At 43.7% G+C, this 25,198-nt stretch carries 20 protein-coding genes; 6 read left to right on the top strand and 14 right to left on the bottom strand.

The genetic code is table 11. From position 1 onward, the window contains the following. Positions 1-11 precede the first annotated feature (11 nt). The 7 genes from B5Y40_RS29165 to B5Y40_RS29135 all read right to left on the bottom strand — a co-directional run bounded on the left by B5Y40_RS29165 (position 12) and on the right by B5Y40_RS29135 (position 11,116). Positions 12-1,991, bottom strand: a complete 1,980-nt coding sequence (locus B5Y40_RS29165; protein WP_079690421.1) for an AAA domain-containing protein — start codon at positions 1,989-1,991, stop codon at positions 12-14. A gap of 102 nt (positions 1,992-2,093) precedes the next feature. Then, positions 2,094-2,291, bottom strand: coding sequence for a YgaP family membrane protein (locus B5Y40_RS29160; protein WP_079690420.1), 198 nt, complete (start codon positions 2,289-2,291; stop codon positions 2,094-2,096). Positions 2,292-2,343: 52 nt separating this feature from the next. Next, a complete protein-coding gene (locus B5Y40_RS29155) occupies positions 2,344-5,547 on the bottom strand; it encodes an efflux RND transporter permease subunit (protein WP_079690469.1) in 3,204 nt (1,067 codons plus the stop codon). 42 nt (positions 5,548-5,589) lie between these two features. Further along, entirely contained in the window at positions 5,590-6,681 is a 1,092-nt protein-coding gene (locus B5Y40_RS29150; RefSeq protein ID WP_079690419.1) for an efflux RND transporter periplasmic adaptor subunit, read from the bottom strand. Between the two features lie 12 nt (positions 6,682-6,693). Continuing rightward, a complete protein-coding gene (locus B5Y40_RS29145; RefSeq protein ID WP_079690418.1) occupies positions 6,694-8,007 on the bottom strand; it encodes a TolC family protein in 1,314 nt (437 codons plus the stop codon). Positions 8,008-8,164: 157 nt separating this feature from the next. After that, the gene (locus tag B5Y40_RS29140; RefSeq protein WP_079690417.1) at positions 8,165-8,788 is read right to left on the bottom strand and encodes a Crp/Fnr family transcriptional regulator; all 624 of its coding nucleotides are present in this window, start codon (positions 8,786-8,788) and stop codon (positions 8,165-8,167) included. Between the two features lie 36 nt (positions 8,789-8,824). Continuing rightward, positions 8,825-11,116: a patatin-like phospholipase family protein gene (locus B5Y40_RS29135; RefSeq protein ID WP_245840879.1), complete on the bottom strand. Its 2,292-nt coding sequence runs from the start codon at positions 11,114-11,116 to the stop codon at positions 8,825-8,827. Between the two features lie 343 nt (positions 11,117-11,459). Here B5Y40_RS29135 and B5Y40_RS29130 point away from each other — a divergent pair, with 343 nt between their 5' ends. After that, positions 11,460-14,678, top strand: coding sequence for a UvrD-helicase domain-containing protein (locus tag B5Y40_RS29130; RefSeq protein WP_079690416.1), 3,219 nt, complete (start codon positions 11,460-11,462; stop codon positions 14,676-14,678). Next, positions 14,675-17,509, top strand: a complete 2,835-nt coding sequence (locus B5Y40_RS29125; protein ID WP_079690415.1) for a PD-(D/E)XK nuclease family protein — start codon at positions 14,675-14,677, stop codon at positions 17,507-17,509. The genes B5Y40_RS29130 and B5Y40_RS29125 overlap by 4 nt, the downstream gene beginning before the upstream one ends. A 68-nt stretch (positions 17,510-17,577) precedes the next feature. Here the strand turns inward: B5Y40_RS29125 and B5Y40_RS29120 are convergent, their stop codons facing one another. Beyond that, positions 17,578-18,840 (bottom strand): DEAD/DEAH box helicase, encoded by a 1,263-nt coding sequence (locus B5Y40_RS29120; protein WP_079690414.1) that lies wholly within the window; start codon positions 18,838-18,840, stop codon positions 17,578-17,580. Positions 18,841-19,050: 210 nt separating this feature from the next. On the opposite strand from B5Y40_RS29120, the gene B5Y40_RS29115 reads away from it, so the two are divergent. After that, positions 19,051-19,248: a cold-shock protein gene (locus B5Y40_RS29115; RefSeq protein ID WP_079690413.1), complete on the top strand. Its 198-nt coding sequence runs from the start codon at positions 19,051-19,053 to the stop codon at positions 19,246-19,248. Positions 19,249-19,264: 16 nt separating this feature from the next. Here B5Y40_RS29115 and B5Y40_RS29110 read toward each other — a convergent pair whose 3' ends face one another. Continuing rightward, positions 19,265-19,465 (bottom strand): hypothetical protein, encoded by a 201-nt coding sequence (locus tag B5Y40_RS29110; RefSeq protein ID WP_079690412.1) that lies wholly within the window; start codon positions 19,463-19,465, stop codon positions 19,265-19,267. Here B5Y40_RS29110 and B5Y40_RS29750 point away from each other — a divergent pair. The 3 genes from B5Y40_RS29750 (at position 19,457) to B5Y40_RS29100 (ending at position 21,329) form a co-directional block, all read left to right on the top strand. Further along, the gene (locus tag B5Y40_RS29750; RefSeq protein WP_159453842.1) at positions 19,457-19,627 is read left to right on the top strand and encodes a hypothetical protein; all 171 of its coding nucleotides are present in this window, start codon (positions 19,457-19,459) and stop codon (positions 19,625-19,627) included. The genes B5Y40_RS29110 and B5Y40_RS29750 overlap by 9 nt on opposite strands. Next, positions 19,615-20,073, top strand: a complete 459-nt coding sequence (locus tag B5Y40_RS29105) for a response regulator (protein WP_079690411.1) — start codon at positions 19,615-19,617, stop codon at positions 20,071-20,073. Before B5Y40_RS29750 ends, B5Y40_RS29105 begins: the two co-directional genes overlap by 13 nt. An 83-nt stretch (positions 20,074-20,156) precedes the next feature. After that, complete coding sequence (locus B5Y40_RS29100) at positions 20,157-21,329, top strand: sensor histidine kinase (protein ID WP_159453841.1); 1,173 nt, start codon at positions 20,157-20,159, stop codon at positions 21,327-21,329. A gap of 93 nt (positions 21,330-21,422) precedes the next feature. Here the strand turns inward: B5Y40_RS29100 and B5Y40_RS29095 are convergent, their stop codons facing one another. The 5 genes from B5Y40_RS29095 to B5Y40_RS29075 form a co-directional block, all read right to left on the bottom strand. Continuing rightward, a complete protein-coding gene (locus B5Y40_RS29095) occupies positions 21,423-22,211 on the bottom strand; it encodes a PhzF family phenazine biosynthesis protein (RefSeq protein WP_079690409.1) in 789 nt (262 codons plus the stop codon). Between the two features lie 9 nt (positions 22,212-22,220). Beyond that, positions 22,221-23,114: an aldo/keto reductase gene (locus B5Y40_RS29090; RefSeq protein WP_079690408.1), complete on the bottom strand. Its 894-nt coding sequence runs from the start codon at positions 23,112-23,114 to the stop codon at positions 22,221-22,223. 183 nt (positions 23,115-23,297) lie between these two features. Next, the gene (locus tag B5Y40_RS29085) at positions 23,298-23,912 is read right to left on the bottom strand and encodes an NADAR family protein (RefSeq protein WP_079690407.1); all 615 of its coding nucleotides are present in this window, start codon (positions 23,910-23,912) and stop codon (positions 23,298-23,300) included. A gap of 56 nt (positions 23,913-23,968) precedes the next feature. Next, positions 23,969-24,436 carry a hypothetical protein gene (locus B5Y40_RS29080; RefSeq protein ID WP_079690406.1) on the bottom strand — a complete coding sequence of 156 codons (468 nt, stop codon included), beginning with the start codon at positions 24,434-24,436 and terminating at the stop codon, positions 23,969-23,971. 22 nt (positions 24,437-24,458) lie between these two features. Beyond that, the gene (locus B5Y40_RS29075; RefSeq protein ID WP_079690467.1) at positions 24,459-24,935 is read right to left on the bottom strand and encodes an SRPBCC family protein; all 477 of its coding nucleotides are present in this window, start codon (positions 24,933-24,935) and stop codon (positions 24,459-24,461) included. Positions 24,936-25,198: the final 263 nt, after the last annotated feature.

Here is a 25,198-nt window from a genome sequence, read left to right as displayed (position 1 = left end):
GGATAAAAAAATCAATCACCACTCATAAGTTCAAATACACTTTTGTAAAATTCTTTTTGTTGAACATAGTCGATTAATTCCAGATAAAAAGGATGTGCGCCAAGTGTAGCAGAGTCTCCGATCATGATCAGTTTTTTCTTTGCGCGCGTCATGGCAACATTGGTTCTGCGGATGTCATTTAGAAACCCGACTTCACCTTTATCATTGCTGCGAACAAAACTGATGGCGATAACATCACGCTCTTGTCCCTGAAAAGCATCCACTGTGTTGATCGATATTAAACCATGAAGTGGCTCTATAACAGGCGAAGCTTCTGCGAGCTTCAATATATAGTCTACCTGGGCACGATACGGTGTGATAATCGCCATGGTAATCCGCTGCTGCAGCCATTCTTCAACACCAATCTCTTCTACGAGCTTTTCCACCTGGCGGATCAACATCTGCGCTTCTTCGTGATTGAAACGACTGAGTGTTTCTTTATCCTGTCCTTCTATATACCCTGCACCAGCAGTATCTATATACTCTACCGGTGGTTGATTCGGCCGCAGTAATTCTTTCTTCACAGAATCATGCGCTACAAGCTCATCATTATAGAAATACTTCGAAGAAAATTTCATGATGTCTTCATGCATACGGTATTGCACCTGCAACATTGAAGATTGATTGGGATGCTTTTCAATTCCCTTTTCAAAAAGCGTTTTCGATAACCCGAGTCGTGCCGCTTCGTTTGATTTTATTGTAGGCGGAAGTTGCAGATGATCGCCCGCGAATATGATACGCTCCGATCGAAGTATAGGAATCCAGCAAGCAGGTTCAAGTGCCTGTCCCGCTTCATCTATAAATACAGTCTTGAATCTTTTACCACGCAACGTTGGATGTGAAGAACCCACCAGCGTAGAACAGATTACATCACTGTTTTGCAACAAGTCATTAATGATATAGAACTCCAACATATCCGCATCGCCTTTCAGAATTTTTACCTCCTGTTTCAGCAGCTTGCGTTGTTCGCGTTCATGAAATCCAAAGTTCCGTTTAAACTTGTGCGCCTGGCCACGCAGTTGTTCCATACGTTTTCTGATCTCGCGCAGTTCCGGATAATTACTGTGACTGGCAATGCGTGCATCCATTGTTTTGCTCAGCGATTGTTCCGTTACGCGGGCAGGGTGACCGATACGCAATACATTCATTCCCTGCTCCGATAATTTATCGGCTAACAAATCAACGGCTGCGTTACTGGGCGCACAAACCAAAACTTGTTTCTCTGCCTTCACGGTTGCTATGATGGCCTGCACAATCGTAGTGGTCTTGCCTGTTCCGGGAGGACCATGTATAAATGCCACATCTGCCGTCTCCAATACTTTTGTTAACGCATCTTGCTGACTAACATTTAACAAGGACGCGACAGCCGGGACCTCTGCTATATTTTCATCTTTCGATTTTTCTTTCTCAACGTTATGTTTTTCGCTTTCGGCTTTGAGTCTGAGACTTGCCTCCTCACCTAGCAAAATCTCCCGCAGTACAGCGACACGATTGTCCTCTGCTTTCATGACTTCCTTCAGCGCGAATTCCATTTCACGATACGACATTTCATCGAACATGACATCGACTCCCAGTAAACCATCCTCAAGCCAATCGGGAAGATCATCACTGTTTAGTGTGATGGACATGATGTTGTCGCGTACATAGTTTACCACGCCATTCACATGTTCTTTCTCTGGTTTACCGGATGCATTTGAAAACACGCTCACCGATTTTCCACTTTGAAATGCATGCGGCTGCTCCAGATTATTTGTACGTTCTACTTCTATAATCAACCGCTCACCCGTACCGATATAGTCTCTGTTGAAACGAAGTGGATACCAGGTAGTACCTTCTTTGGTACGCTCATGTATAGAGCGCAGCAAAACTTTCTGTCGATAGTAATCCAGATCGGCTTGTCGTTCGAGTTTAATAAGCTCGAAAGTTTTTTGAAGTTGTTCGTGCGAAGTCATTGAAGACGCAATATAACAACAATAGGGATTGCTGATCAGGCAAGACAAAATCAGGACATAGAAAAAGTCAGGATATACTTCGATGTAATTACAAACATCTGTCTACAAGACTTTTTTCTTTCCTACTCCGGCTTTCTCCAATATTATTTCCAGTGGACAAAATTTAGTAACGGATGATTGCAGCAGGTTCAACCCGACAAATACTGCGAGTGCCAGCCAGTAATTATTTACAAAATAGGCCAGCGTAATACTTACCAACACCAGTGTGCCGGCAACAGCTCTTACAATTCTTTCTTTCATATATTTGGATTTCAGTGTCTATTTTTTTTAGTAATGATGCTCCTATCTATATTTATTGCGCTTCATTTTTACCGGAGTTATTGCGCATCATTCTATAATATAGAAGGGGAACCACCAGCAATGTTAAAAAGGTTGATGTGATCGTTCCACCCATCAGCGAAATAGCGAGTCCTTGAAAAATAGGATCGAACAGTATAATAACAGCTCCCAGCACAACAGCACCAGCGGTGAGTAAAATAGGTGTTGTGCGTACAGCACCAGCTTCTATAATAGCTTGTTTAAGAGGTATACCTTCTTCCAATCGTATGTTGATAAAATCAATTAGCAATACCGAGTTACGCACCATGACACCCGCCAATGCTATAAATCCGATCATAGAAGTTGCTGTGAAATATGCATGCAGCAACCAGTGACCGATCACAATACCAATAAGCGATAATGGTATAGCAGCCAACATCACCAACGGTACTTTAAAATCCTGAAACCAACCTACAATAAGCATGTAGATCATAATGATAACTACTGCGAAGGCTATACCGAGGTCGCGGAAAACTTCGTAGGTAATCTGCCATTCGCCATCCCACTTCAACATAAAATTATCTTCTGACTCCGGTTGCTGATTGTATGATTCTTGCAACGTATAGCCTGTGGGTAATGTAACCGTATGAAGCTTGTCTGATATTTCCATCATCGCATAGAACGGACTTTCCAACTCACCTGCCAGGTCGGCCTGCACATATACTACACGTCTCTGATTTTTACGATATATGCTTTTCGCGCGTGTGGCCTTGCTGATCTTTACCAAATCACCTATAGCAACAGACTCTCCTTGTCCATTCGTTATTCTCAGATTCTTAACATCCTGAACGCTGGATTTATCGCGATCATTAAATTGCAATACAATATTCACCGGATTGAACGATACAGGATCATGTACCATGCCTGCCGGCATATCCGATAAGGCAGCATTAACAGTTGCCACCACCTGCGCTGGAGAAACGCCACGGAGCATCGCTTTTTCCTTATCAACCTCCACACTGTATTCCGGTTGATCGGCTTCCGTCATCCAGTCGACATCAACTACACCATTTGTTTTCGAGATAAGCTCTTTTACTTGCTCCGCTATATGAATCTGCTGATCGTAATCCGGCCCATAAATTTCCGCTACGATCGTTGAAAGTACAGGAGGACCTGGTGGCACTTCCACCAATTTTACATTGGCGCTATACCGTGCAGCTATCTTTTGAATAGCAGGCCGCATTTGTTTTACGATAGCATGACTCTGTATACTTCGGTCTCTTTTATCAATCAGGTTTACCTGTATATCTGCTACAGAATTTCCGGCACGCAGATCGTAGTGACGCACAAGTCCGTTAAAGCTGATTGGCCCCGCAGTACCTATATACGCCTGGTAATTTTTCACGAATGGTTGTTGCGATATATAGTTCGCTATATCACGGGCTACCGCTGCTGTACGTTCAAGCGTTGTACCCTCGGGCATATCGATCACCACCTGAAATTCATTCTTGTTATCGAAGGGCAGCATCTTTACTGCCACCCACCGGGTATAGAAAAAGGATACGGATGCGAGCAATACAATTATTGTTCCCATCATAAAAGTCCAACGCTTCCACCGTGTTTCAAGCATCGGGTTGATAAAAGCTTTGTAAAGCCGGTATATCTTCGATTCCTCCATAGCCGGAATCTTTTCTTCATGATCATCTTTACCACGCAAAAAAAGATAGCCGAGATAAGGTGTGAGCGTTAGTGCTACTACCAGCGATAACAACATGGCAATAGAGGCACCGATTGGCATCGGGCTCATATAGGGCCCCATCATACCGGAGACGAAAGCCATCGGCAATACTGCAGCAATTACCGTGAACGTAGCCAGTATAGTAGGATTACCAACTTCGTTGATTGCAAAGATCGCAGCCTGCAAGAATGGCAATCGCTTCATTTTAAAATGGCGGTGCATGTTCTCGGCAATGATAATGGAATCATCCACTACTATACCGGTAATAAATACCAGTGCGAACAGCGTAATGCGATTCAATGTATAGTCCAGAAAGTAATAGCTGAACAACGTAAGCGCAAAAGTTACCGGCACCGACAGGAATACTACCAGGCCACCGCGCCATCCCATGGCAAGCATAACAAACACCGTAACCGCTACAATGGCTACAAACAAATGGAGTAACAATTCTGAAACTTTTTCAGAAGCAGTTTCGCCATAGTTACGCGTTTCAGTTATATGGACATCTTGAGGAATCAATTCCTTTTTCAAATGCTCTACACGTGATGTAATTCTCTCTGCGAGGTTCATCGCGTCAGCACCTTTCTTTTTAGCAATGGCTAATGTTACAGCCGGGTAATCAGATCTATAGCGCGCAGCAAGTGCTGCGTCATGTTGTCCGTAACCATATACTACATAATTTGTCGGACGCGCTGCGCCATCTTCTATAGAAGCTACTTGCTTCAGGTATACCGGCTTGCCTTGGTTGGATCCTACAATGAGATTCGCCACCTCATCCGCTGAATGTAAAAAACTACCGGTCTCTACAGCAAATGTAGTGTCCTGCCGGAGTATAGTTCCGTCCGAAGCCTGCGCATTATTTGCACGCAACTGATTGCCGATCGACAACAGATCAACATGGCTCCCGGCCATCTTATCTTTATCAAGCATCACATTTATCTGGCGGCTTCGCCCCCCAAGTATATTGATAGTGGCTACATCCGGGATTTTCTGAAGTTCATTCGTAAGGGCCTCACCAAGCTGCCTCAATTCATAGTCGCTATATTTTTCACTCCACAGCGTAAGGCCTACTACCGGTACGTCATCGATAGCCCGCGTTTTTACCAAGGGTATGGCAACACCCGGAGGCATTTTGTCCATATTCTTCATCAGTTCGTTGTATAGCTTTACCAGCGAGCGCTCTATATCTTCACCTACATAGAATTGTACGATGAGCATTGCCTGACCTTTCATGGAAGTGGAGTATACATATTCCACCCCTTTCACACCGGATATTATTTTCTCCAATGGTCGCGATACTCTGGCTTCTACTTCCTCAGGCGATGCTCCCGGATAGCGAAGAAAAATATCAGCCATCGGTATAGCAATCTGTGGTTCTTCTTCACGCGGAATGAGCAATGTGCTATAGCCGCCTACCAGAAGAAACCCGATCATCAACAGGATCGTCAACTTCGACTGAATAAACGCCTTTGCTATATTTCCGGATAATCCTTCTTTCATGGGATGTAGTGTATTCATACTATATATTCAGAACTGGAAATATTATTTAACCGAAACCGGAACTCCGTTGTATAGTCTCCCTTCGGCAGCCAATATATATGGCTCATTTGCGCGCAGCCCTGAAAGTATCTCTACCTGCTCACCGTATGCACGACCTGGTCGCACCCACCGAAGTAATGCAGTAGCGTTTTCACTGATCGTATACAAACCCGTAAGCTGATCCTCATATACCAAAGCCGTGGCCGGAATAAGTATAGTACTATCTATACTTTCTGTTTTATCGGAGGCCGTAATGGACACCTGCGCATACATGCCTACATATAATCCCTGCTTTGCATTTTCAGGAATGCCAATCTTTACCAGGTAGCGGCCACCATTCATCTGCGATGACGGACTTACCTCAGTTACTTTCCCTTCAATATTTCTTCCGGAAGATTTTATTTCTATGGTTGCAGGAACACCCAGGCGAACGTGATCTATATCTTCTTCTGCAACAGATGTACTGATTTGATATTTTCCATCCTGCTCGAGTACCAGTATAGCTGCTCCGGGACTAGCCATACTTCCGACATCCTGGTTCCGTTGCACGATCACCCCGGTAAACGGGGCAACAATCTGCGTGTAGGCTAGCGTTGCTTCCGCTTCGCGCTGCATCTGCAGTGCCGTTTCTGCTTTAGCTTTTGCCGACTGATAATGCAGTGCTATATTTTCGAGTTCTTTCTCAGATGCACTTTGTTGTTTGTAGAGCTCGGTATAGCGATCATAATCCTTCTGTGCGTCTTTCAACGCTGCACCTGCTTCCTCAACCATAGCCTGTGCCTGCGCACGTTTCGCCTGTATATCGGCATTGTGAATTGCTACCAGTAGCTGACCTTGCCTAACATTATCGCCAGCCTTAACATATATATGCGTGATGAATCCCATGACACGGGTGCTGATCACGGCAGTTTCTGCTGCTTCAATCTGCCCGCTACTGCGAATAACGTCATCTGATTTTTTACCAGCTATAGCCACCGTTACTTTTACCGCTGCGTCCGGAGATATAGCGTGTTGTGTAGCATCTCCCGAACAAGCAACAAAAAAAATGCTAACCGGAAGAAACAGCGCTGCTGCGCTATACGAATATATTTTCATAGAAATGCTTTTTTACTTTTCAGAAGATGTTAGAAATTGCAGGTAGGCCACCGTGGTGTTATACTGAAACACAGCCAGCACCTGATTAAGCTTTTGCTGCGACAAGAGTGTTAGTGCCTGCAGTAGTTCGCCTGTGGTGACCAGTCCTTGCTGATAGCGGTTCTGCAAAATGCGGAGTGATTCCGCGGTTTGCTGCACAGCCGTTTCCTGTTGCTGTAAGGTATACCGTGTATCATCGAGTTGGCGTAGTGCTTTACGCAGCGCGAGTTGTGCCTGCTCCTGCTGATAAGAAAGTTGCTCGGTTGCTTTGTTACGCTCGGCGTGTTGTTCCGCAATCTTATACCGTGTAGACATACCGTTGAAGAGCGTCCACGACAGTTGCGCTCCCACCAGGTACGAATCAGAGCCAAAGCCAAACGGCTGCCGGTCGTTGATGAGGTATTCACCAAAGGCATTCAACCGAGGTATATAACTGGTCTTTCCGGAGCGGATCATTTTTTCGTGCGCGGCTATCGCTGCCCGCATCGCCTGAAAGTCTGAACGATTCTCCGGAATAAGCAGGGTAGAATCAAATACTGTATGTACCTGTATTAAAGCGTCAGCTTTATATATAGCACTTCCGGGTGCGCCCATCAGCAAACTTAACTGATCGGATATATTGCGAATCGTACTGCGTGCTTCCGCCAGTTTTGTAGCAACCATGGCCTGCTCTACCTGCACCTGCAGTACATCCGGTTTTTGCAGATATCCTTTCTCAAACCGATTGTTCGTGTCAGTATATATAGTGGCTGCTGCATGCGTTGCTTCTTCCCACACGTGCATCGCCTGCCAGGCCAGATATAGTTGTGCATACGTGTTTGTAATCTCTAACGTCAGGTATTCTTTTGCACGCTTTGTTTTGAATCCATATACCTCCACTTGTTTCTGTGCGGCTTGTCGCGCATATACCTGGTCGGCATTGATGAGCGGCTGCTGCCACTCTGCTTTCGTCATGAAATTTTGCTTTGACGAGGGGTAATTCAATACTTCCGGATTGAAATCATTGGATGTGATCGACTGCTGTTGTAGTTTGAATCCGAAAGCATTCAATGGATTATTGGTGCTTACACCCGTATAACTTAATCGTACCTGAGGCAGAAAAACAGCATCGGTCTGCCGGTATTTTGCACGGGCAATTTCTTCATCTATACCCGATAGTATAATTTCTTTATTATTCCGGAATGAAGCATCCAACGCTTCCTGCAGTGTAAGCGGAACCTCCTGTGCCTTTATGGATGCCGAAACCAGTATAACAGCCCCGAACAGTGCCCAACGTACTTTGTTCATGTACCTTTATTTTTATACAAAGGTATTTTGGCGCTAAGCTGTATACTGTGACTAGAGTCACACGGGTATATTTACTTTTAAAAAAGGCAAATAAAAAAGGTGATGACACTGAGCCATCACCTGTTATAGCACGGTTTGTTGCTTTTCAATTATCTCCTCACAGACTCAATCGTGTGAGCTCATTACGCGATATCGCAATCTTTTTGGAAGACTCCAGTTTCTTCAGCAGTCTGCTGATCACTTCCCTGGAAGAATTAAGGTCATCTGCAATCTCCTGGTGTGTCACAGTAATTTTATCTCCCTGTACAGAATCAAACTGGCGCTTCAGATAGAATTCCAGTTTCTGATCCATAGAATGGAACGCTACCTGGTCGAGCACTTCGAGTAATTCCTCAAAGCGTGAGCGATAGGTTTCCAACACAAAGTAATACCACTGACGATGATGCTGCATCAGTTCATCCATATGCTGGATCGGTACAGCCAGCGCTTTTACATGCGTTATAGCTTTTGCCTTCAGGGCACTGGATTCATTTTTGGTAGCGCAGATCATCGACAGCGCACAGGCTTGTCCTTTTTCCAGGTGATATAGAAAAAACTCTTCGCCATCATTGCCTTCCCGATAAAGCTTCACGCGTCCGTCAAGAATGAGCATTGAGTTTTTGAAGTATTGTCCTGAACGCATCAGCATAGATCCTTCTTCGAAATCAACGACCTGTCCAACCTTTTCAAGCAGAGCGATAAGCTCCGGATCGAACTGAGGAAATAAAGCTTGAAGTTCCATGGCAGATGTACTATATAAATAATTCGAACATCACTCTCAATTCTGATTCTCCAGAAGTTTTACCAATCTCTGCAGTTGCCGCTGATTTTCAGCAGAGTTGATCGTATACTCAATGCTATATTTCTCGCGGGTGGTGAGCCGCCAGCTGAGGGAAGCACGTGAGTTATTCTGGCGGATGCTATCCATCTTCTGAAGAATAGGAACATAGTTCTCCGTTTGATATTGAAGATCTATACGATCTATATCTCCCTTGAACCACGACTTGGCATGTCCGATCAGCATATCACTGTTTATATCCTGAAAGTTTTCGAAGTTGTTATATACACTGCTGATGGGTTGTGTAAAATCATCAATGATAGTTTGCCCTGTTTTTTGTTTGATCGGGTCAAGCTTTGGAGAATCGCGGATCGATACAAAAACAATCCCGGATGTATTCTCTCCAATCCACTCTTTAAACGCAAAGAGGAAGCGCACAGCATCCGACACTCCGAAGTTATCAGATATACCGGCATCCATTATTTTAATTCCTGGCTCAGTAGGCAACGTAGTGTTGGGTGTAATATAGGGAAACGTTGCGCTCATGCGGAGTGCCGAAAGAAAGCGCAGGTTTGCACCGTTGTGATCTTTAAATAAAGTCTGGAAGTCAACACCGCTGATTTTGGGAAACGCCTGCCGCGGAAAATCAGTGATGTCGTAATTCATAAACGAAACCGGACTCGCAGCGATATATAGTTTACGCCCGTCATTTACTACCGTAGGCGTCAGGATCATCATGGGAATCACTGCGTTTTTCTCCTCTATATCATATGCTTCGATCGGCTTGTTAAGAAGATTCTCTGTGATCTGGTTCAGCTGTTCTTCAAATGTATAGCCACGATCGCGGTAATATAAATTTCCACCGTATTCAAATTTTGTGAAGCCAACAAAGAGGTCGTTCGCCATCAAACTAAAAATGAGTGGATTCAAATTATCCGTTGCAATTTTTTGGCGGTGGATCATGGCGTTGGGGTGAATGTTCTTTCCCTTCTTCGCCTGTAACTTTAACTCGCGATAATAACTGGCACCAATCAATCCACCGGAAGCACCGGTAATAAGGATTGTGTTTTCCATCAGCTTCCCTTTCGTGAGACTATCCGATGCTTGCAGGGCTGTGAGCGTCCACAGTGCCGCACGTTTTCCACCTCCACTCGTGCAGAGAAAAACCATCTTCGGTTTTTGATCCGCAGGAAATTTCTTCCGCCAGTTTTCAAGCATCACCATAGTGGCTTGCTTGTCGCGCTGAATGTGTGCGCTATCGTTGAGTTGCTGCAACGCCTGAATGGTATACTCCGCAGGCATACGCTGATAATCCAATCCAAACGCTTCGTACTTCTTGGTAAAAAACTCCTCTCCCACCAGATAGTTGAGTGTTAAAAAAGCCAGTAGGGCTACCGTGGCAGACCATCCTCCAAACCAATACGAAAATGCTCCCGACATCATCACGAAAACCGTAAGGAATATAATAAAGCTGGATGCAGCCGGTAACTGAAACATCGGGTAATCTTTAAAGATGCCGAGTACGATAATGATAATGAAGATCATCAGCTCGATAACCACCAGATTAAAATGATTCTGATCGAACACCTGGAGTACCGTTGCTTTATCGTAAAATGTATTATACTCTACTTCCTTTACTTTAAGATCGTAATCTATGTAATTATCAACCCGTACTTGTTTCTTGCGGGCGATATCAAGTTTCTTCATGGCACTCGCGCGTGTAACCTGTACATTCTGCTTGATCTTCTCATCGATACGACACACCACATATTTGAAGATATCTTTATTGGTAAGCCAGAAGTATCCGAAGAAGATGAGCGTCATCACCGTATATCCGGTTAGCAAACCTCCCAGGTTCCACGCCAGACCGGCGGGTGTGCTATATTCATTGTGTGTTTGAAACTCAATGATCTCGTAGATATAGGTGATGAGAAAAATAGCTGGTATTACACTGTTGTTAATTGCAAATTTTGAAAATGGTTTTGACAACGTCCCGACAAATGAGAAGCGGTGACCATCCGTGATATAGCACGTGATGTGGAAAGCCGTTGTAAACCCAGCCGTTACCAGTCCGAGTATAAAAAAGCTTCGGAAATTTACATGATTCAAATATTCGGGATCGAGGAAGAGATAGGGGATTCCGAGGTACTTACCAAAGCTGCCGGTGATCATTGCGAAAAGAATGATCCAGCAAAGCATTAACACCTGGTTACGCTTTATGTTATTGAACAATAATTGAACTGGAAAAGAGTAAATGAACTTCGGTCCCAGTAAATAGAGCTTGCGCAGCATAGACGGATTTAATTCAAGGTAGTGTTTTTTAATCAGTCTTCAGATTTAAACACGGCCGAAAATTAAAAGTTATGTTTCAATTTGCTGGTTACTTTTTGAATTGATGACCTGATTTTTTTCTGACGATTATAATGCTTTCACAGAGAAAGGTTTACTACGGGGTCGCGCAGAATTTTATAATACCCGAACCTCTTAAAAGTTAACAAAGTCTTAACAGGATTTCGTGAAGCAATTTTTTCAGACCTATAGCACTCTTTATAACAAGCTTGTGTTTTTGAGACAAGAATGCGAAGTAAAAATATTCACGTTGCGTAATTGCTTCCATTAAGTTTACTTCGGCCTCGTGACAGAAAAAACCTTCCATATTTACCGCTCTTCCGCTGGCTCTGGCAAAACACGTACGCTTGCAAAAGAGTACCTGAAGCTTGCGTTACGGTATCCGGAATATTTCCGGTATATCCTAGCGATGACCTTCACCAACAAGAGTACGCAGGAGATGAAGGACCGCATCATCCGCTACCTCGATGATTTTGTGAAAGGCAAAAGTGAAGATCTCTCTGCAGAGATCCTCTACGACTTCGAACTTGAAGGACGCACCTTTACACCGGCTCAGTTCAAAGACCGAAGTCGCGAAGTGCTCTCGCTTATCCTGCATCATTACTCACAATTTTCAATCAGCACAATCGATGCTTTCTTTCAACGCGTGATCCGTTCCTTTACGCGTGAAACGAATTTGCTTGGCAATTTCCGGTTGGAGGTTGATAACGATATGGTGCTGGAAGAAGTGATCGACCAGGTAATGGACAACCTCACCGATGATGACGAGTTACGTGGATGGGTTCTTGAATTTTCACTCGAACGATTGGTGGAAGGTAAAGATTGGGACATCCGCTCTGCTCTGCTCGATTTTTCGAAAGAAATCTTTAAAGAAGAATTCAAGGCTATAGAAGACCAGGTACTGCGTGTAACCGAGAACAAAGAGTTTTTCAAAAGTACACGGATAAAATTACAGAGTGTTGTAAAACAGTTTGAGAGTAAAGTATACCAGGAAGCACGAGCGCTGCTGAAAGAATTTCACGACCATAATCTTTCTGTTACCGATTTCAAGTATGGTAAATCGGGAAGTATATATTCTTATATCGCAGGACTTGAAAATGAAATCAAACTTCCGGGTACGCGCGTCATGGCGATGTTGGTGGACGCTCGGGAATGGCCATCCAAAACAGGTAACGCTGCACTCATTGTCTCGATGGGTAATCAACGCTGGCTGCCACAGCTGGCCGCACTTGTAGGCTATATTGAGAAGGAAAGTATATCTTATTTTTCTGCAGAACAGGCTTTACGAAATCTCTATGTATTCGGGTTGCTCTCGGATATATCAAAGACCTTACGGGAATATCTCCGCGAAAACAACCTGATGTTGCTATCCGATGCACCCCAGTTTTTACAAGGCATCATGCAAGGACAGGATACATCTTTTATCTATGAAAAGGTGGGATCGTTTTACCGGCATTTTCTCATCGATGAATTTCAGGATACTTCCGGATTTCAATGGAAGAATATACTTCCGCTGGTGCGCAACGGTATAGCGCAAAACTACAGAAGCATGATTGTAGGCGACATCAAACAATCTATATATCGCTGGCGTGGAGGCGATCTGAATATCCTCCAGGAAAAAGTAAAAGATGATGTTGGCGAACTGATGATCGATACGTTTCCGCTCGACACAAACTACCGGAGCGCAGGCAACGTAGTAAATTTCAACAATACAGTATTTGCAGCTGCGTCTGAAATCATCGGAAAAGAAACCGGCACTACATTTCCACAAGAGTCGTATGGAGATGCTGCTCAAAAATTATTTCGTAATCCCGACAAGGGCTATATATCCGTTCAGTTTATCGAAGCTGCCGAAGCTACTAAAAATGAACCCACCGAAGAGGAAGGCGAAAAAGCTGGTAAAGTCAGATTCGAAGACCTTTCCCTGGAGCGTCTCCCGGGTATAGTAGAAGACTTGCAACAAAAAGGTATCGCGCTACGGGATATAGCATTCCTGGTGCGCGACAATAGTGAAGGGCAAATGATCGCGCAGTATTTCATGCAGTATAGATCATCGCCCCAGGCAAAACCAGAGTATAAATATGATGTAGTCTCCAATGAATCGTTGCGCCTCGACCAGGCTGCCTCTGTCGTTGTACTCATCAATGCGATGCGTTTGCTGGAAGACGGCAAGAACTTAATTGCGCGTGCACAGCTTGCGTATGAATATCAGAAGCTTTGGCCACAACAGGCGTTTCCGAATCAGCATAAATTATTTTCCAACAGCAAAACGAAAGAGTTCGCGAAGCTGGTGCCACTCCCCTTCACGGAACAACGCGATGTACTGGCAGCCCTGCCGTTGGTAGAACTGGTCGAGAACCTGATCCACATGTTCAACCTCGGAAAGCTCTCCACAGAAATTGCATACCTGCAAGCTTTCCAGGATGTCGTTATTGAATTCGGAATGCGCGAAAAAAGTGATCTCGCTTCTTTCCTGCAATGGTGGGACGACAACAAACATAAAAAATCTATACAGGTAGCAGGTGGTGTTGACGCTGCACAGATCATCACCATCCATAAATCAAAAGGACTACAGTTCAATTATGTTATTATACCTTTTTTGAATTGGGAGCTGAACCATCCTCCGATGAAATCACCTATACTCTGGTGTCGTTCAGATGAAACGCTATTTAAAGATATCGGCTTTCTGCCGCTGAAATATAGCAGCAAGCTGGAGAACACGTGCTTCCACGAGTATTATACCGAAGAACGCAAACGTATATACCTTGACAATCTGAATTTACTATACGTGGCTTTTACGCGTGCTGAACATGGGTTAATTGCCTTTGCTCCTTATGGTAAATCCGGAAGCATCAATCACATTGGCAAACTGACACAACGCGTGATTGAAGGCAGCATGCAGCTACAACAGCATTGGTCTGCTGCGAACAAAATGCTTACCATTGGCACCATTGAAGTACAGCGTACCGAGATTCGCCCAAGCAATTCATTGATATTACGGAACTACTATATAACTCCGTGGCGTGAGCGATTACAGGTGCGCACACGGGGAAGAGAATTTTTCCAGCAAACCGAAAAGCGGAAAAAGATTAACTATGGAATTTTTCTGCATACACTGATGGCGCGAATAAAAACGGAGCAAGATATAGTGCTCACCCTGGAACAAGCCATCAAAGAAGGACTGATCCATCAGGATGAGCGAAGCCCTATTGAAGAATCCATCCACTGGATTGTGAAACATCCTTCCCTTCGCGAAGCATTTGCTGAAGATATACTTTCGAAGCGTGAAGCGTCACTCATTATGCCCGATGGAAGCGAACGAAGAATTGACCGCATTGTTATAAAAGATAAACGCGCCCTGCTGATCGATTACAAAACGGGAGCACCCAAAACGGAAGATGAGCACCAGGTGAAAGAATATCTCACGATCTTGAAATCCATGGGGCTTGAAGAAGCAAAAGGTTACCTGGTATATGTAAACGAGCGGGTGTGTAAAGCAGTATGAGAACATTTATCCAGGAAATAGCAGATACCATCCGGAAAGACTATAGCGATTGGGACAACCTTACGGTGATCTTTCCCAATCGAAGAGCATCCCTATATTTCAGAAAAGCGCTTGCCGAGCAACTCGATGCTCCGCGTTGGTCACCTGCAATTCTGAGTGTTGAAGAGTTCATCGGGTCATTCTCTGATCTTAAAGAAGCCGATAAACTTTCACTCATCGTTACCCTCTACCGTGTATTTAAGCGCGTTACCAACTCCGATGAGAACCTCGATCATTTTTACTTCTGGGGAGAAATGTTGCTGCGCGATTTTGATGAACTGGATAAATACCTTGTTCATGCTGCGGGAATGTTCAAAGACCTTAGTAATCAAAAAGAACTTGATCAATATTTCGATTACCTGACCGAAGAGCAAAAACAATTTTTGATCGACTTCTGGCAAACGGTGGATTTCAGTTCTTCCGCGAGCAAACGAAAATTCCTTGAACTGTGGCAAAGTCTGTACCCGGTATATATAGCCTTTCGGCAACAGTTGATGGAAGAAAAGATCGGTTACTCTGGTATGATCCACCGACATGTCGCCGAGCAAATTGAAACATTAATTCCTGCCGGCAAAAAGAAAGAGGTAGGAATGAGATATGTATTCGCGGGGTTCAATGCGCTTACGGCTGCAGAAGAAAAAATCATCACCTGGTTTGTTCAACATCGTGATGCGAAAATCTTTTGGGATGAGGATGCATTTTATGTAAACGAGCCGCACCGCGAAGCCGGTACATTCTTCCGGCAGTATAGGAAACATGCTATACTTGGACAAACCTTTCCACCGGAGCCTGCGGTATATTTAGGGCAGGATAAAAAAATTACGGTACTCGGTGTTCCTCAGAAAGCAGGACAACCTAAATTACTTGCACAGCAACTGGACGCAACGCTACGGGCACAGGCCGGAAATAATAGTGTTGAGCGTACGGTGATCGTTCTGCCAGACGAGAACATGTTGTTGCCTGTGCTCTATGCATTACCACCATCCTTGCAGGCGATCAACGTTACCATGGGTTTCCCATTGGTGAGTACGCCTTACTATTCCCTTATTGATTTCTTATTTGAACTTCACTTACATAAACGTAAAGACGAATTTTATTATCGCTATGTATTGGCGTTACTCAACCATCCATACCTCAAGGCGCGTGTCGGGGAAGAGGCTGCACAGTGGCGAGAGTTCATTCAGAAAAACAACCAGGTACATATAGCACCATCGTTCTTCGAGAAGAAGCATGACCTGTTGGAAGAAATATTTCGCATCGTACCCACTGAAAACTTTCTCGCCTATATCATTGGCATTGTAGAATCGCTTGCAACTTCCTCTGAAGCAGGCGGACTGATGGAGAAAGAATTCGCATTTCACTTCCATCGTATACTTTCACGTGTGCAGGAATTGACTACAAGCGAACCGATGGAGCTGCGCATGCAACAACGAATGTTTCGGCAAATCGTCCGTGCAGAGAAAGTGCCGTTCAGTGGTGAGCCTTTGAAAGGCCTGCAGATTATGGGGGTACTCGAAACGCGTAACCTCGATTTCGATCATGTTATCGTCCTATCATTAAATGAAGGGCTGTGGCCCGCTGCTCCGCGCCAGAGCTCGTATATACCGCACAACATTCGCAGAGCATATAGTCTACCAACATCCGAGCACCAGGATGCGATGTATGCATATCTTTTCTATCGCATTTTACAACGCGCGGAAACCGTTGATCTATACTATAATACGGAACCCGATGTACTCGGTACCGGTGAGATGAGCCGCTATCTATACCAGCTGATCTATGAAGCGAACTGGCCACACGAACGCAAAGTACTCTACAACCCTGTGCAAGTACATGAAGCCAAGCCGATTGCTATAGAGAAAAAAGCAGATGTACTCGAAAAACTGGAGCGTTACTTTGGCAAGGCATTAACGCCATCAACGCTGAATACATATCTGGAATGTCGCTTGAAATTTTACTTCAAGCATCTTCTTGAAATCCGCGAACCGGATGAAGTGGAGGAAGAAGCAGACGCGCGCATCTTCGGAAATATATTCCATAAGGTAATGGAATTATTTTATCAGGATCTCAGACCACCGGCTGGCGAGTGGTTTGTTAAAGAAGAACACTTCATAAATGTAGGCACGAAGCTGGATCGCTTTATTGAAATGGCTTTCAGGCAACATTTCCATTTACCCGATACCAAGAAGTTTGAATACGATGGAAGGCAACTGGTAGTAAAGGAAATGGTGAAGCGGTTTGCGTTGAAAGTGTTGGCGCACGATAAAGCTTATACACCTTTTGCTATTGAGTTACTGGAAGCGAAAAATTTTACAACAACAACTTCCGTTACTCAACTAGGTAAACAACTTTCAATCGTGATGGGTGGTCTGATCGATCGTGTCGACAGAAAAACAAACACGGTTCGCATCATTGACTATAAGACGGGGAAGGATGAGAATAAATTTGAAGATATACCTTCGTTGTTCAAGCGTGATCAGAAACGAAACAAGGCAGCTTTCCAGGCGATGCTATATGCGTGGGTATATGCGCAGCGAAACGCAGGGCAATCCAGTGAAGTAAAAATCCAACCCGGATTGATCAATCGAAAAGAAATCTTTAAGGATGATTTTGAATATGGGCTATACCTTGGCAAGCATCGGCTCGATGATGTAACTTCGATGCTACCCGAGTTCGACAGGCATTTACAGACATTGCTCAACGAACTCTTTGATCCTACCCAGCCATTCGATCAGACCGATGATCTGAAAGTTTGCAGCTTCTGCGATTACCGCGAGATCTGCGCCCGGTAAGTAAAGTATATGAAGTATAAACGTGTTGATGCCGGTATAGATACCACATCAACACGTTCATAATATTTCTATCTTCCTCCTGGTCTGCGAGGACCATACCATTTTTTCTTGCGGGCAGCGGCATTGTTGGCCGCCTGGCCAGGCCGTTGTGAGGCGTTACGATTGGCAGCAGCAGGTTTCGGCATACCCACGTGTACCATGGCATAGGGTTGATCTTCCACTACCGGAATCTTTTTACCAATCAGTTTCTGGATATCATCCAGGTATTCCTTTTCCTCTTCATCACAGAAAGAAACCGATATACCACTGGCACCAGCACGACCTGTACGACCTATACGGTGTACATACGTCTCCGGTACATTGGGCAGTTCATAGTTTATAACGTGCGTCAGTTCTTCTACATCTATACCACGTGCTGCTATATCGGTCGCTACAAGTACACGCGTCTTGCGAGCTTTGAAATTCGTCAGCGCGCGTTGCCTTGCACCTTGCGATTTATTACCATGTATAGCTTCTGCGCGAACGCCAGCTTCATTCAGCTGCTTCGCTACACGGTCAGCACCGTGCTTCGTTCTGGTAAATACAAGTGCTGTGGCAATGGAATGATCCTGCAGCAGAAAATTTAAAAGCTTCCGCTTGTTGTTCTTCTCTACAAAATATACCGACTGCTTGATTGTATTTGCCGTGGAAGAAACCGGAGTCACTTCAACTTTTACAGGATTACTAAGAATCGTATTGGCAAGCAATGCGATCTCGGGTGGCATCGTGGCGGAAAAGAAAATGGTTTGTCTTTTCGCAGGCACACGTGCTATAACTTTCTTCACATCATGAATGAAACCCATGTCAAGCATGCGGTCTGCTTCATCGAGAACAAGCATTTTAAGGTTCTGCAATTTTACAAAGCGCTGGTCCATCAGGTCCAGTAGCCGTCCCGGTGTAGCGATCAGTATATCTACTCCGGCACGCAGGGCATCCGTTTGAGCACGCTGTGGCACACCCCCGAAAATAACGGCATGCGAGAGGCGAAGATGTTTTCCGTATGCTGCAAAGCTGTCACCGATCTGGATAGCCAGTTCACGGGTTGGTGTGAGGATGAGTGTTTTAATTCCGACAGGACCTTTCACATAAAGTTCGTCCTGGTGAAGAAGTTGAAGTATAGGCAACGCGAAGGCTGCTGTTTTACCAGTACCAGTCTGTGCGCAACCCAAAAGGTCTTTTCGCTGTAGCAAAACAGGTATTGCTTGTTCCTGTATGGGTGTGGGCTTGGAATATCCTTCCGTTTTAAGAGCACGCAAAAGTGGCTCTATTAAATTTAAATTTTCAAATGTCATGTTGAATGCTTGAGTAAGAGAGGCTGAAAAATGATCGCCTCAAAAATTTTTCTGACGCCTAAAGTTCTTTTTCTGGGGAATTAGCGGAATCGAAATGCAAAAATAAGCAATTTGATTGACACTTTAACGTTAAAATTTCCGATCAGCACCAGAAAGGTGTACTGCCTTAACGTTTATCTCTTACATTTGTATCGATTTTTATTTAATTCAATGAAAGAAGGAACAGTAAAATTTTTTAATGAAGCCAAAGGATTTGGTTTTATCAAAGAAACAGCAACAGGACAAGATTACTTTGTACACATTTCCGGATTGCTTGTTGATTCAATCCGTCAAAACGATGTAGTGACTTTTGAGCTTCAACAAGGAAAAAAAGGGGTAAACGCAGTAAATGTTCGGTTAGCGAACTAAGCCCAAGCGCATTTTATTAAGAAAAAGCCAGATCACGTCTGGCTTTTCTTATTTCATGAACACCTGCTCCCGCTTTACAGGTGACAAGTCTTATGACCATCTCCGTGTAGTTATAGACTGACAGCCACGCCATTCCGAATGAATAGTGTGGACTTTTACGGGTAGTTTCTTCTCCGTCTTCTCCGAAGAATTGTGTACCATCCATCCCTTGATCCATAAATTAAATTCAGGGAAGTATATCTATACCCCTATTGATCGTGTGGTGCGCAGAAAAAAGATATTCAGCTTCAGTCGTGCAGCGCGTGAATACGTGCAAAATGCCTATAAAAATAACTTGCTGGCATTATATTTTACCGATCATTCTGGATGGAACAATTAATAATTCCTCCCAACTCACCCATATTAATCGTGGAGGATGACCCGGATGATCAGGACATACTTAAATCTGTGTGCGCTGAAATAGGAATTGTTGAACATCTTATATTCTTCAATGACGGTAGCAGAGCGCTTGATTTTTTACGGACCACTTCTAAAAAACCCTCTATCATTATTTGTGACATTAATATGCCCTTGATGGATGGACTCGTGCTATTGGAAAAAATTATGGAAGAAGATTTTCTGCGGAGGAAAAGTATACCCTTCGTTTTTTTCTCTACAGCAGCGAGTCCTGCACAGGTTCGAAAAGCATATGATTTAACTGTACAAGGTTTCTTCCTGAAAGAAAATAGCTTTGAGGAATTGAAGGAGACCATGCATTTAATATTGCGTTACTGGCTTAAATGCAGGCAACCTAATTCTATAAACCGGGTTGGCTCTACTGCGTAATTCGGAAGAATCACTATATTTCGAGATCGGGAAAGGCTCTTTTAATAAGTAATACCACCTACAAGCAATATACCATGAGTTCAATGTCTCAAAGAAAACTGGAGCTAGGCAATCGTGGCCGGCTAACAAGTTTATATTGGGAAAAGATGATCGCTGAAGTTCAAGACTATGCTATCATTCTATTGGATGAGCACGGCATCATTATGGATTGGAATAAAGGTGCTGAAAAATTAAAAGGCTATGCGATGGAAGAGGCTATAGGAAAAAGCTTCCGCATATTTTATACCCCCCAGGATCAACTCGATCGACTTCCTGAAAAACTGATCAATATTGCCAGAGACACAGGCAAAGCCGATCATGAAGGCTGGCGTGTTCGCAAGGATGGAACTTTGTTTTGGGGAAGTATAGTTATCACAGCACTGCATGGAGATAACGGCGAGGTCATCGGTTTTGCAAAAGTTACACGCGACCTCACAGAACGAAAATCAGCCGAAGACAGGCTGACTAAAAAAAACGCAGAACTGGAACTGATGAACCAGGAGCTTTCATCTTTTGCGTATGTTTCAAGTCACGACCTACAGGCTCCTCTCCGCAAAATCCAATCGTTTATACATCGCCTTAATGAAATGGAAAGTGACAATCTTTCCGATAAAGGTAAAGAGTACATGCAGCGTATTGTGAATACCACTTCACATATGCAAAGACTTATTGAAGATTTGCTGACATATTCAAGAGCTTCCACACAGGAAAGAGCTTTCGAACTTGTTGATCTGAATGAAATCGCAGAGATCGTTACGCGAGACCTGGAAGATACTATACGGGAGAAGAATGCAGTGATCGAATTTTCAGCACTTCCCATGCTTCACGTCATCCAGTTTCAATTCCAGCAACTGTTTGTAAATCTCCTCAGCAATTCATTAAAGTTTTCAAAGAAAGATGTACAGCCTCATATAGGTATAACGGCTGAGGTAATATCAGCAGATCAGATCAAAGGCTATACAGGAGACCTCACAAAAAGATTTCACCACATTGCTATCAAAGACAATGGGATTGGTTTCGCTGAAGAATATAGCACTAAGATATTCGAAGTCTTTCAACGACTTCATGGAACCGCTGAATATAGCGGTACAGGTATAGGACTTTCTATTTGCAAAAAGATTGTTGAAAACCACAATGGCATTATACAGGCAGAGGGAAAAGTAAAAGAAGGCGCAACCTTTCATATATATATTCCGGTAACCGAATCAGAAGCCTAAAATATATTCAAACTTTCAAGCTATAGCTATTCAGACGGCTGGCTTCCTTTGTCTTCGCTTTTCTTATCAACGTTTGCCATCACGACTTCATCTTTACTCAGTTCGCGCCATACCAACCAAATACGTCCGCGCTTGTCCAGTAATCAATACCCGGTCACCGGCATTCACACCATAAAGTTTACCAACACGACCGGAAAGCTGCAACGCGGTCATCTCGGTTTTGTTAAGACGTTTACTCCAGAATGGAATCAGGGAACAATGTGCAGAGCCTGTAACCGGATCTTCAAAATGTGTTGCCTGGGTTGTAAAGAATCTGGAAACAAAGTCGACTGAATTTCCAGGTGCTGTAATTATAATTCCACCAGGATCCAGGTTGATCTGATCCAGAACCTGACGGTTGAGTTTTATATTTAGAATATCTTCTTCACGCTCATATACCAATACATAGTCGCGCGCTTTTAACACATCCTTTGGCTGAAGATCTATACCTTGTCGGATGATCTCAGGCAACTCGCACGCCACTGGCATGCGTGAAGGGAAGTCCAACGTATACCCTACTGCTTGCCTTGTCACGGTAAGTAAACCGCTCCTGCTTTCAAAGGTAACAACGTCAGCCGGTATACGAAGATGCTCCATGAGCACATGTGCTGTTGCCAGTGTAGCATGTCCACAAAGATCCATCTCGATGTCCGGAGTAAACCAACGGATATGGTGGTGGTCGCCGGCAGGAATAAAAAATGCAGTCTCAGCAACTGCATTTTCTTTTGTGATCTTCAATAACATATCATCCTCAAGCCAATGTTCCAGGGGCACTACACACGCTGGATTTCCACCGAATATAGTATCCGTAAAGGCATCGACCTGGTATATGTTTATCTGCATGGCCTGTATTTATATTTCACCGCGTGAAGCTGTGTAAAGCTCGTACCAATCCTGATGATCAAGTTGAATGTTAAAAGCATTCGCGATGTTCCGGATACGCTGTTCATCGCGCGTACCGATCAAAGGAAGCGCCCCGAGTTTAATCAACCAGGCTACCGCCACAGATTCAATATCAACGTTATACTTAGCGCCTACTTCCTGTAGCTTTTTACGCACACGTACAGCTTGGTCATCTGTACCGGTCGCTATTCTGCCACTGGCTACTGGTGCTGACGCCAATGGACGCATATAACGTTGCTTGATATAGTCGATCTGTCCGTTATCCAACGCAGCTGTATTGAGCAGGTTCAGCTCAAGGTGATGCGTTACAATCGCAGTGTGCATATACGAAGCCAGCAACTGATGTTGAAAAACCGAAAAGTTAGCAACACCAATATGCTTGACCTTACCGGATTTCATCAGTTGCTCCAGAGCAATAGCAGTCTCCTCGAGGTTTGATATATGATCGAGGTGATCCAGTAAGAATATATCGATGTAATCTGTTTTCAGTTTACGCAGCGAGTTCTCAGCACTTTTTAAAATGTGCTGTGCCGATGTATCATAATGCTTCACGCGCACCGCAGGATTGGTTCCCTGGGGCAGTTGCAAGCCGCATTTCGTAAACAACACTATATCTTCTCTTTTAAAAGATTTTTTGCTGATCAGGTTGCCAAACAATTCTTCACACTGAGAGGATCCATAAGTATCCGCGTGATCGAATGTATTGATGCCTAGCTCCAGGCATAACGCCACGATCTTCTCCATCGAAACCGAAGCATTCTCCAGTTCTGTATCCCACCTGTAAAAACCATATACAGCAGGAGAAACCTTAGGACCAGCATCACTCAAATAGATTTTTTGCATACACAAATTATTAGGTTTACAAGTATCGTGTTTAATATGAAAACAAAAAACAACAATGTGATCTTTACTTTCTGATAAGGGCTCATAGAAACGGGAAACTCCTATCGATTGTTTGGGGCGGTTTATATGCTAACCGTCTTCTGTGGTATATATTCACAGATTAGGGAAGATCGGGCAACGCCGTTAATTAACTTCCGGGAATCTTTGCCAGACCGGCAACATCTCTGCAGGTATATACTTTACATCGCCTATTGAACGCAAGAAATCACGCGCCTCCATGAGCGCAAAGCCTAACAAATTAGAACCTCTCCATGCATGCGGGTCCTCGATATGCTTTGCATCTTGAGCCAATCCGATTCCCCAAATGAAATCTGATGGACTTGCTTCGACTAATACTTTATCGCCTGTGCCCAGCAGGTAATCCTTCAGGAGTTTGTTTTGGTGGAATTTATAGATACAACCTATTTTCACGATCTCGTACTTCCATACATTCCACTTTGTTTCATCAAAGTTTCTGATCTGCCGGCCGAGCGCTTTTACTTCTCCCGGCTTTTCGGTTTGAATGATTTTTTGAAAAATCTCCTCCTCACCAAAGAGCCTTGCCTTCTGAGCCATCATCCAATGCTCGGCGGTTTTATATACGACATCTTCTACCGTAAAAACTGAAGGGTACCATTGGCTAAATATAAATTTACCCACGGGTTCGTTCTGTTTATTGGTATGTCCCCAGAAGAAAATAAATTCAATGGCTTCACTTTTATCAAACTTATCTATAAGCCATTGTGTGTTGTATTTCATTTCGTGTTCAGATATATAATAGATGAGGATTAAAGCTATAAATAGAAATCAGGAAGTTATTCTAAATGTATTAATATTTCGTTGATCATTCTTTTTTTAAACCGGTAGGGCTCTATGGAAGATCTACTTTCAATCAAAGTATTGGATGCGCTGTAGTACTGGATATAGTTATCCACTTGAATTGAATCTGAAGTAATAGCAGTGATCTTTGATTTTGTAACTTTGATTCTCATCCCATCTATAAGTTCCACAGACTCGAGATACTGCATGTTGAACCAGTTGTTAAAACCATTATCCTCCCGATGTTCGATTAATTTTACAGGTTTATTTTGAATATTTATCGTAACGGTATCAATATAGATGCCCCGGAAAGAACGTCTGTAAAAATCAAGAAGAGCCTCCTTCCCAATATCTGAAGATTTCAATTTATTGATTTTACAATATACTATATCCGATCCGTCTTGTGCCAAAACATTGACGCAGTACAGCAATGTAATACTAAGCGTAACAACAATTCTGTTCACCTTAACTATACTTTATTCATTATCAGTTTATCAAAAACTTTTGCCACGCATCGCTTTCAGCAACACGCTTTATTTCGTTATTCCTGACTATCAGAAACTGCTTCATATATTCTTTCAGGTATATAAAATCTACGGCTCTGCCAATCCATCCGAAGGGAGATCTAAATTCAAACACATCAGTCATTTTGGTTCCGCTCCCCTGCGCTTCAAATGTATGTCGATGATTCATGGAGGCGAATGCGCCTTTCAACATTACATCTGTAAATGAAAACGGACTTTGGAAATCCGTGATCTTTACCGTTAAGTATTGGTATATACCGAAGTGTCTTGCGCGCCAGGTTACGGTTTCATTCAATCCGATAAGTCCTGTAGTTTTTCCACGCACAGCCTTCTCGTTTGTTTGAGATGCCGACTGCATGTGTAAATCTATACTTCGCGACAGATCAAAAACTCTCTCCACAGGAGCTTCAATAAATACTTCGAGGTATATTCTGGCCATGTCGCTGTAACAATCTTCACCAAATATAGTGCTCTGATTGAAATGGAGTTTATCGCACAGAAAATTTGATACGTCGTGAAAATCTGCTTCCATGAATGCCAAATGACAAGGCCAAATCAAGCAACCAACCACTGCTTCACTTCCACCCGTGATTGAGCGATACCGGACAAATTTGTGCAGAAACGTCCATCCCCCAACCTGGGAAATCGGACATTCTATTCTCCATTCACAAGGTTTTTTTGTGGCATTTGGATTGACAGAAT

This window comes from Ohtaekwangia koreensis (assembly GCF_900167975.1).
In the GTDB taxonomy this organism is placed as follows: Bacteria; Bacteroidota; Bacteroidia; order Cytophagales; family Cyclobacteriaceae; genus Ohtaekwangia; species Ohtaekwangia koreensis.
Note: the sequence above shows the minus strand (reverse complement) of the source record. Positions and strands in the feature narration are given on the sequence as shown.